Origin of the sequence: Flavobacterium sp. (assembly GCF_036515215.1) — a bacterium.
Taxonomy (GTDB): domain Bacteria; phylum Bacteroidota; class Bacteroidia; order Flavobacteriales; family Flavobacteriaceae; genus Flavobacterium.
The window spans coordinates 1-7217 of sequence record NZ_DATBVQ010000008.1 but is presented as its reverse complement, the minus strand read 5'-3'; the positions used below and the strand labels follow the sequence as shown (position 1 = coordinate 7217).

Below are 7217 nucleotides of genomic sequence, written 5' to 3'. Positions count from 1 at the left end.
CTACGGAATTACCGTTTACCAGGAGCAGGTAATGCTTTTGTCCCAAAAACTGGCCGATTTCTCCAAGGGAGATGCCGATGTATTGCGTAAAGCGATGGGGAAAAAGCAAAAGGATGTCTTGGACAAGATGAAGCCTAAGTTTATCAGCCAGGCTGCAGCCAAAGGACATGCCGAAGACAAACTGGAAAAAATATGGAAAGACTGGGAAGCCTTTGCGGAATATGCCTTCAATAAGTCTCACTCTACCTGTTATGCTTGGATCGCATACCAAACGGCCTATCTAAAAGCCAATTATCCTGCTGAATATATGGCGGCGGTGTTGTCCAATAATATGAGTGACATTAAACAAGTGTCTTTCTTTATGGAAGAATGTAAACGAATGGGACTGGAAGTATTGGGACCGGACGTGAATGAGTCCTTCTACAAATTTACCGTAAATGACAATTATGCGGTACGTTTTGGAATGGGTGCTATCAAAGGTGTAGGTGCAGGTGCCGTTGCCACTATAGTTGAAAAAAGAAAAGATGGAAAATATAAGTCGATTTTTGACTTGACCAAACGAATCGATTTGCGTGCCGCCAACAAAAAGGCATTGGAGAATTTGGCGCTGGCTGGAGGTTTCGATTCCTTTTTGGGCACGACTCGGGCGCAATATTTTCATGATGACGGGGACGGAATCACCTTTTACGAAAAAGCGATTCGCTATGGCGCAAAATTCCAGGAGAACGAGAACTCATCGCAGGTAAGTTTGTTTGGGGAAAGCAGCGATGTGCAGATAGCAGAGCCAATCGTGCCGCCTTGCGAGGACTGGAGCACGATGGAAAAACTAGCCAAAGAAAAGGAAGTGGTCGGGATTTATATCTCGGGACATCCATTGGACGATTATAAGTTTGAGATGAAATATTTTTGTAATGCCAAACTGGAAGCGCTGAGAAGCATGGAACTCCATGTGGGAAAAAGCTTGACTTTTGGGGGAATCATCAATGATGTGCAACACAGAGTAGCCAAAAACGGGAAAGGTTGGGCTATATTCACATTAGAGGGTTATGATGAAAGTTACGAGTTTAAGATCTTTGGTGAAGAGTACTTGAAGTTTCGTCATTTCTTGATTCAGAACAACTTCACTTATATGAAAGTTTCGGTCAAAGAGGGATGGACGAATCAGGATACGGGCAAGAAAAGCGACCCGAGGATTCAGTTCACTTTGGTTCAATACTTACAGGACGTTTTGGATACCTTTGCCAAAAAACTGATTGTTTTATTGAATATCACCGATCTTCAGGCAGAGTTTATTCATAAATTAAGTCATCTTTTCCAGGAAAATAAAGGGGACAATCAAGTGTCATTCGAAATTATGGAATTGGAGAAAATTAAGAAAATAATTGAGACGGCTCCACTTCTCCTTGACAATGAAACAGATGATTTTGTCGAAGGGAATGACGATATTGAGGTTTCTGAACCTGAAGGAAAGGAAGCTGTTTCAGTTACCGAAGTGGAGGAAATAAAAGTGGTGACCAAACTGACAATGCCAAGCAGAAGACTAAAAATCAAAATATCGAATGAATTATTGGTAGAGCTAGAGAAAATGCAGATTAATTTTAAGTTGAACTAGGTTGGAATTTATTTAAACCCGTTTTTTGATTCAAATGAACAGAAAAATCGTTATAGTGTGACGATTTTTCTGCTTTTTTTTCCCTTTTAATACGGTTTGGGCTTGTTTTTAAGATGCTTTTGGATTTTATAATGTTAATGTTTTAATCGTAAACGGTTGGTTTTTATATGCATGCATATAATTAGTTTTTTGTGTCGAAAGTTCTACGTGAAATTAAGAAATGCAACGGTTTAATTTATTTAATTTTGTTGTAAAACTAAAATAAAAATCATGAAAACAAAGCTGTTTGTATTAGGGCTTATGGCATGCTCAATGACTATGTTAGGGCAAACCGATAAAAAAGGAAGTAAGAGAGAAAACTGGTATTTTAAAGTAGGAGCATCTTATTTTACGCAGGCTGCCGCTACCGAGTTTCCCAACGTTAACGGGCGTGAACCTTTGAAGGAGGTTTATGTTGGCGGAGAGTTAGTTTCCAAAGAAAGTATAACTGGGTCTTTTGGCGAAGGATTCCGTTACGGAGGGAATGCCGGATACCGTTTTACGGATCGTTTAGGCATTGAAATGGGCATAAACTATTATAAAAGCAAAGGTAAAACGATGGTGGAAACCATTTCCGATGGCGTTTCCGTTTTTAAATCGGACGGACAAGTTACCGCTTTAGATGTGGCCCCCGCTTTAGTGCTGTACTTAGGTGAAGTAAAAGGGTTTGAGCCTTATACAAAGGTGGGAGTTATCGTGCCGTTAAACGGAAGATTAGAAATTGAAACGAATGCAATCGCCGCTCCAGGGGTAAAAGTATTCAGTAGAGATAAAATCAATCCAAATATAACGGGAGGATTTCTTGCCGCGCTGGGAACTTCTTATAAATTAAAAGATAAGCTATCGGCCTATGCTGAAGTGGAATACCGTAATTTTACCGTTCACGGAAAAACAAAGGAAACTACGGCGTTTACAATAAACGGGCAGAATCAGTTGGACACTCGCACAACGGCTCAGATACATACGAATTACACAGATCATTTAGACAGTAGTTCTAATAATGCAGAGTTTAACACTGTTGATAGTTCAAGACCAACAGATGATTTGAGTTCTTACATCAGCATTAGCGGGGTTGGTTTAACTCTAGGTCTTAGATATAGTTTGTAATGTTGCATATAAATTTATAATTGAAGAGGATGTTTTAAAGAACGTCCTCTTTTTTTGTTTAAAATAAAATGGTAGGGACCGCATGCTAGCCCTGATCGCAGCGGCATCCTTTTATTTCCTTCTTTAGGCGATAAAAGATATAGCGAAGAGCAGGAAACGGCTCCTAATCAATAAAAATGTTAGCTAAAATCAGATAAATAGCAATTGTCAATGCTTTCATAACCAAAACTAATTTGGGAATAGCGTTTCATTTGGTTTTAATTTCTAAATTTGTATTCTAGTTTTGAATAAGATCAGAACTTTAAACTTTAAACAAAGATATTATGGCATTAGCAATAACAGACGCTACTTTTGAAGAAGTAGTTTTGAAATCAACAAAACCGGTAATGGTGGATTTTTGGGCAGCATGGTGCGGGCCTTGTAGAATGGTAGGACCAATCATTGACGAATTGAGTACTGAATATGACGGAAAAGTGGTAATTGGGAAAGTTGATGTTGACGCAAACCAAGAATTTGCAGCAAAATACGGAGTGAGAAACATACCTACAGTACTGGTTTTTCATAACGGAGAAGTCGTAGGGAAACAAGTAGGAGTAGCTCCGAAACAAACCTACGCAGATAGTTTAGACGCGTTGTTGTAATCGGTAGATTATGATTTATATAGGAAAGGTTTGGCGAAAGTCAAACCTTTTTTTGTTTAAGATAAGTTCGTTTTTACTTCCACTGTGCATCCGGCTCTTTTTGGAATCCATTAATTTTCAAATCATTCCTTCTTTCACTATATTTGGTAGATGAAGATTGAATCGCAAATAGAAAAGATTTCCAGATTTCAGCATCTTGAGTTGTTGGCCAATCAAATTGTGGAAGGATTTATTTCAGGCATGCACAAAAGTCCCTTTCATGGCTTCTCGGCCGAATTTGCCGAGCATAAGGTTTATAATGCGGGGGAAAGCACCAAACACATCGATTGGAAGTTATTTGCCAAGACGGACCGTCTGTACACCAAACGCTTTGAGGAGGAAACCAATTTGCGTTGTCATATCATTATTGACAATTCTTCGTCGATGCATTATCCAAAATTAAAAGACAATCAAAACTTTTATGAAAACAAAATCGGATTCTCCGTTTTGGCCTCGGCAGTTTTAATGAAGCTGTTGAAGAAGCAGCGGGACGCGGTGGGCTTGAGTGTGTTTTCCGACAGTTATGAATACTATGCGCCCGAAAAGGGCAGTGACCGCCATCATAGGATGGTTTTTAACACGCTTGAAAATTTATTAATAAAGACTACAGTTAGTAAAAGGACCGATACGGTCACCTTTTTGCACCAAATTGCAGAAAAGATACATCGCCGGTCGATGATTATCCTTTTTACCGATATGTTTCAGTCCGGTAAAGACGACGCGGGAGAGGAAGCTTTGCTGAATGCATTGCAACACTTGAAGCACAACAAGCATAAGGTGGTGTTGTTTCATGTCGTGGATTCTAAAACGGAGTTGAATTTCGATTTCGATAACACGCCCAGAAAATTCATAGATGTAGAAACGGGCGAGGAAATTTCCGTTTTTGCCGATAATGTGAAGCTGGAATATGAAAAACAAGCCCAGCTGTACTTCAAAAAGTTGGCATTAAGTTGCACTCAAAACAGGATTAAGTACGTTCCGGTAAATGTTGGTGAAAATTTCGAAAAAATATTGTTGACATATTTGGCTGAGAAACAAAACTTTGGATAGTTATTCGAAAAAAAAGCATTTATTTTAAGTGAAAACGTTTGTGTAACTCGAAATCTATTGTATCTTTGCCACCGCAATAATGAGTGGGTCTGGTAGTTCAGTTGGTTAGAATACCTGCCTGTCACGCAGGGGGTCGCGGGTTCGAGTCCCGTCCAGACCGCATATTGGGGAGAGCCTTTCTTAACGGAAAGGCTTTTTTGCCCCCATTAAGTTTTTTAAGATTAGTTGTGTTGTTTGGTTAGCCTTTGTAAGCTAACCAGGTTTAGTAGTTAGACCAATGAAAAGCTTTCCATTTCTGAATTTATTCAGGACTTGGATGGCTTTTTTGATTTAGGGCTACTGAAGTCTATCATGAGCCAAAGTTGAAATCAAAATTGAGCCAAGCCATTGGCGTGTTCTGAAGGAGACGTTTTATATTTATTAAACCTCCAAAAACCAAATCAAACCTTTTTATTTTTCTGTTTAAAGGGACCAAGTCCAAAATTTGTTTGTTAAAAGTAAGAGAAGGCTTGCGGTTTTAAAGCAATCGCAAAAATCGATATGTTTTAGACAAGAATAAACCTGTTTAAAGGGTTTAAAGTAAGGTAGTTGAATAATAACTGAATTGATTTTTTTAAAAAAGCTTAAAACTGTTGTGTGAATCAACTTCTATTGTATCTTTGCCACCGCAATAATGAGTGGGTCTGGTAGTTCAGTTGGTTAGAATACCTGCCTGTCACGCAGGGGGTCGCGGGTTCGAGTCCCGTCCAGACCGCAATATTGGGGAAAGCCTTTCTTAACGGAAAGGCTTTTTTTTGTTTCAATAAGGTATTTAAAGCTAGTTGTGTTGTTTTGGTCGGCCTTGTAAGCTGACCGGGTTTAGTAGTTAGACCAATGATCTCGTCTTTTGGGACGAGACCACTTCATTGTGGGTGGCTTTTTTAATTATTTAAGGCTGTTTCTTGTCCTTATATCCTCCTTGTTTACTTATTTACTTCAAAAAAGACATATTATCAGGTGTCCCACTTTTCTAAACCAAATACTATAAAACAATGAACAATTATAAAATTTCAATATTATCTTGCTTCAGAAGACAAAAGTAAACAAACAAGGAAAATGCCCTATTAGATATAGAATTACATTCAATGAAGGAAGATGTGAATTTTCCTATGGACAGTTTGTAAAGCCTGACAATGGTGAAGTAAACGAAATTGCTATTAATTATTAATTTATATTTTTAAAATTAAAAAACAATTCTTTTTCTTACATCAATAAAAATAATGTGTTTTAAGTCGATTTTATTTGCATTTAACCTGTCTGTTTAAAAAAATAAAACTGGCTTTTCCGTCATTAACATCAAATGATGTAAGATTATGTACTCCCCAAGATTAAGCTTTTCCTCAAAAGAACTTGGTTCTTGGAGTGACATTTCTGTCTGGACTGCAGCACCAAAAAGATATCGATTGCGTAAAAAAAAGCCGATTTCCCATCAAAAAAGGCCGGGCCGAATATATTCTAACGTTATAGTTAGGACAGCAACCAATGTTGAAAACTATACATTACCACAACATTCGTGTTTTGTTATGTCTTTTCTTTTTCAAATCGTATGGCGCTTATTTCTAGGCGTGTAGATTTTTTTTGTTGTTCCAAGCAAAACATCATTTTTAGAAGATTGAATGGTTTTAATATATGTCATTTAATTCCTACTTAGATTAATAGCTTTAATTTTAGATTTTACCTTCTGTTACTGTTTCAATCAACTGATGCAGAATAAAAAACAATTCCTGATGTTTTCCGGTAGTCAAATTTATGTTCAAATGACATCCCCTATACTATTAATTATTTAAGGATTATTATCGGATTTTATAATAAAAAATACCATTATGATAAAAAATTACGCTGCTTACAAAAAAACCTGCTTCACTATAGCTTTTTTTATCATTACATTTTTCGGATATTCACAAACAACAACCTTTACAACTACTGGTACTTTTACAGTTCCTGCCGGAGTCACCTCTATAACTATTGAAGCTTGGGGTGGCGGCGGTACTGGTGGTGGTGCTCTTGGAAACCCCTCTGGAGCAGGTGGAGGAGCTGGAGGAGCTTATGTGAGAAACAACTCCTTAAGTGTGACTCCCGGAGCATCCTACGCTGTTACAGTTGGAATTCAAACAACAGGAACTCTTGGAAATGGACAGGATGGGTATCCATCTTCCTTTGCATTAAGTTCAACTCCGGCTATTTTGCTAATTAATGCAGTGGGCGGTAACGGAGGTAAGTGGGCCCCTGACCCCAATTCTTATGGTAATGGAGGAGCACAGAGTTCAACTGGAAACATTGGAGGGACCACCTCTAATGTTTATGGCTCTGCTGGGACTAATGGAACAGCAGCAAAATCTGGCGATGGAGGAAATTCCGGTGGTGGGGCATTAGGGGGTACTGGCACAAATACAATTTTTACTAACCCTGGTAGTTTATATGGCGGTGGCGGTAGTGGGGGATTTGCACCTACTAACCCTGATAGAGTCGGAGGTTATGGTGCGGCAGGTAAAGTAGTCATCACTACGAATCCAATTTCAGCTCAAGCAATTAATATTCAAGGAAACGATATTTCAATTGCAGACGCAGATTCAACTCCCTCACCAACTGATGGAACTGATTTTGGTTCCACTCAAATAGTGTCAGCCCCAATCACAAAGGTTTTTACGATACAAAATACCGGTGGACAAGTATTAACCGTAGGAGCTATT

Annotated in this window: 5 protein-coding genes, 2 tRNA genes and 1 pseudogene; all 8 read left to right on the top strand. The window is 38.5% G+C overall.

Annotation, left to right across the window (positions count from 1 at the left end):
• A pseudogene (locus VIH09_RS00765) lies at nt 1-1612 on the top strand (DNA polymerase III subunit alpha); the annotation flags it as partial.
• A 270-nt stretch (nt 1613-1882) separates the two neighbouring features.
• Nucleotides 1883-2758: an outer membrane beta-barrel protein gene (locus tag VIH09_RS00760; protein WP_331576875.1), complete on the top strand. Its 876-nt coding sequence runs from the start codon at nt 1883-1885 to the stop codon at nt 2756-2758.
• A 323-nt stretch (nt 2759-3081) separates the two neighbouring features.
• A complete protein-coding gene (gene trxA / locus VIH09_RS00755; protein WP_007137141.1) occupies nt 3082-3399 on the top strand; it encodes a thioredoxin in 318 nt (105 codons plus the stop codon).
• 150 nt (nt 3400-3549) lie between these two features.
• Nucleotides 3550-4488 carry a DUF58 domain-containing protein gene (locus tag VIH09_RS00750; protein WP_331576871.1) on the top strand — a complete coding sequence of 313 codons (939 nt, stop codon included), beginning with the start codon at nt 3550-3552 and terminating at the stop codon, nt 4486-4488.
• An 86-nt stretch (nt 4489-4574) separates the two neighbouring features.
• Nucleotides 4575-4648 (top strand) — tRNA-Asp (locus tag VIH09_RS00745).
• 520 nt (nt 4649-5168) lie between these two features.
• Nucleotides 5169-5242: transfer RNA gene (locus VIH09_RS00740), tRNA-Asp, on the top strand.
• 306 nt (nt 5243-5548) lie between these two features.
• Complete coding sequence (locus VIH09_RS13605; RefSeq protein ID WP_414656132.1) at nt 5549-5695, top strand: hypothetical protein; 147 nt, start codon at nt 5549-5551, stop codon at nt 5693-5695.
• A 655-nt stretch (nt 5696-6350) separates the two neighbouring features.
• The coding region (locus tag VIH09_RS00735) for a glycine-rich domain-containing protein (RefSeq protein WP_333783778.1) at nt 6351-7217 on the top strand (867 nt) is incomplete at its 3' end.